Genomic DNA, 3,226 nt, shown 5'->3' with positions numbered 1-3,226 from the left:
ATTTGATGCCTGGCAGTTCCCTACTCTCGCATGGGGAGACCCCACACTACCATCGGCGCTACGGCGTTTCACTTCTGAGTTCGGCATGGGGTCAGGTGGGACCACCGCGCTACGGCCGCCAGGCAAATTCCTGTGCTCTGTCCTGTGTCTTTTGGGCTGATACTGCGTCGGCTGCATTCGCGAAAGTCAGTCACATACTTCAGTATGCTCCCTCCTTCGCTTCATTTGCCGCCTTGTCTCAGCGCAAAATCCTTCGGACTCTGTATCAGGCTGAAAATCTCTCAATCCGCCAAAACATCTTCGGCGTTGTAAGGTTAAGCCTCACGGTTCATTAGTACCGGTTAGCTCAACGCATCGCTGCGCTTACACACCCGGCCTATCAACGTCGTCGTCTTCAACGTTCCTTCAGGACTCTCAAGGAGTCAGGGAGAACTCATCTCGGGGCAAGTTTCGTGCTTAGATGCTTTCAGCACTTATCTCTTCCGCATTTAGCTACCGGGCAGTGCCATTGGCATGACAACCCGAACACCAGTGATGCGTCCACTCCGGTCCTCTCGTACTAGGAGCAGCCCCCCTCAGTTCTCCAGCGCCCACGGCAGATAGGGACCGAACTGTCTCACGACGTTCTAAACCCAGCTCGCGTACCACTTTAAATGGCGAACAGCCATACCCTTGGGACCTACTTCAGCCCCAGGATGTGATGAGCCGACATCGAGGTGCCAAACACCGCCGTCGATATGAACTCTTGGGCGGTATCAGCCTGTTATCCCCGGAGTACCTTTTATCCGTTGAGCGATGGCCCTTCCATTCAGAACCACCGGATCACTATGACCTGCTTTCGCACCTGCTCGCGCCGTCACGCTCGCAGTCAAGCTGGCTTATGCCATTGCACTAACCTCCTGATGTCCGACCAGGATTAGCCAACCTTCGTGCTCCTCCGTTACTCTTTAGGAGGAGACCGCCCCAGTCAAACTACCCACCAGACACTGTCCGCAACCCCGATTAGGGGTCTACGTTAGAACATCAAACATTAAAGGGTGGTATTTCAAGGTCGGCTCCATGCAGACTGGCGTCCACACTTCAAAGCCTCCCACCTATCCTACACATCAAGGCTCAATGTTCAGTGTCAAGCTATAGTAAAGGTTCACGGGGTCTTTCCGTCTTGCCGCGGGTACACTGCATCTTCACAGCGAGTTCAATTTCACTGAGTCTCGGGTGGAGACAGCCTGGCCATCATTACGCCATTCGTGCAGGTCGGAACTTACCCGACAAGGAATTTCGCTACCTTAGGACCGTTATAGTTACGGCCGCCGTTTACCGGGGCTTCGATCAAGAGCTTCGCTTGCGCTGACCCCATCAATTAACCTTCCGGCACCGGGCAGGCGTCACACCGTATACGTCCACTTTCGTGTTTGCACAGTGCTGTGTTTTTAATAAACAGTTGCAGCCAGCTGGTATCTTCGACTGATTTCAGCTCCACGAGCAAGTCGCTTCACCTACATATCAGCGTGCCTTCTCCCGAAGTTACGGCACCATTTTGCCTAGTTCCTTCACCCGAGTTCTCTCAAGCGCCTTGGTATTCTCTACCTGACCACCTGTGTCGGTTTGGGGTACGATTTGATGTTACCTGATGCTTAGAGGCTTTTCCTGGAAGCAGGGCATTTGTTGCTTCAGCACCGTAGTGCCTCGTCATCACGCCTCAGCCTTAGTTTTCCGGATTTGCCTGGAAAACCAGCCTACACGCTTAAACCGGGACAACCGTCGCCCGGCCAACATAGCCTTCTCCGTCCCCCCTTCGCAGTAACACCAAGTACAGGAATATTAACCTGTTTCCCATCGACTACGCCTTTCGGCCTCGCCTTAGGGGTCGACTCACCCTGCCCCGATTAACGTTGGACAGGAACCCTTGGTCTTCCGGCGAGCGGGCTTTTCACCCGCTTTATCGTTACTTATGTCAGCATTCGCACTTCTGATACCTCCAGCAACCCTCACAGGCCACCTTCACAGGCTTACAGAACGCTCCCCTACCCAACAACACATAGTGTCGCTGCCGCAGCTTCGGTGCATGGTTTAGCCCCGTTACATCTTCCGCGCAGGCCGACTCGACCAGTGAGCTATTACGCTTTCTTTAAATGATGGCTGCTTCTAAGCCAACATCCTGGCTGTCTGGGCCTTCCCACATCGTTTCCCACTTAACCATGACTTTGGGACCTTAGCTGGCGGTCTGGGTTGTTTCCCTCTTCACGACGGACGTTAGCACCCGCCGTGTGTCTCCCGTGATAACATTCTCCGGTATTCGCAGTTTGCATCGGGTTGGTAAGTCGGGATGACCCCCTTGCCGAAACAGTGCTCTACCCCCGGAGATGAATTCACGAGGCGCTACCTAAATAGCTTTCGGGGAGAACCAGCTATCTCCCGGTTTGATTGGCCTTTCACCCCCAGCCACAAGTCATCCGCTAATTTTTCAACATTAGTCGGTTCGGTCCTCCAGTTAGTGTTACCCAACCTTCAACCTGCCCATGGCTAGATCACCGGGTTTCGGGTCTATACCCTGCAACTTAACGCCCAGTTAAGACTCGGTTTCCCTTCGGCTCCCCTATTCGGTTAACCTTGCTACAGAATATAAGTCGCTGACCCATTATACAAAAGGTACGCAGTCACCCCATAAAGAGGCTCCCACTGCTTGTACGTACACGGTTTCAGGTTCTTTTTCACTCCCCTCGCCGGGGTTCTTTTCGCCTTTCCCTCACGGTACTGGTTCACTATCGGTCAGTCAGGAGTATTTAGCCTTGGAGGATGGTCCCCCCATATTCAGACAGGATACCACGTGTCCCGCCCTACTCATCGAGCTCACAGCATGTGCATTTTTGTGTACGGGGCTGTCACCCTGTATCGCGCGCCTTTCCAGACGCTTCCACTAACACACACACTGATTCAGGCTCTGGGCTGCTCCCCGTTCGCTCGCCGCTACTGGGGGAATCTCGGTTGATTTCTTTTCCTCGGGGTACTTAGATGTTTCAGTTCCCCCGGTTCGCCTCATTAACCTATGGATTCAGTTAATGATAGTGTGACGAATCACACTGGGTTTCCCCATTCGGAAATCGCCGGTTATAACGGTTCATATCACCTTACCGACGCTTATCGCAGATTAGCACGTCCTTCATCGCCTCTGACTGCCAGGGCATCCACCGTGTACGCTTAGTCGCTTAACCTCACAACCCGAAGA

Annotated in this window: 2 rRNA genes; both read right to left on the bottom strand. The window is 53.4% G+C overall.

The window, feature by feature from the left end:
• Positions 1–7: 7 nt before the first annotated feature.
• Positions 8–123 (bottom strand): 5S ribosomal RNA (gene rrf, locus FEK66_RS22690).
• A 187-nt stretch (positions 124–310) separates the two neighbouring features.
• A 23S ribosomal RNA gene (locus FEK66_RS22685) occupies positions 311–3,212 on the bottom strand.
• Between the last annotated feature and the right edge of the window lie 14 nt (positions 3,213–3,226).

This window comes from Escherichia sp. E1130 (genome assembly GCF_005781065.1).
GTDB lineage: Bacteria > Pseudomonadota > Gammaproteobacteria > Enterobacterales > Enterobacteriaceae > Escherichia.
Note: the sequence above shows the minus strand (reverse complement) of the source record. Positions and strands in the feature narration are given on the sequence as shown.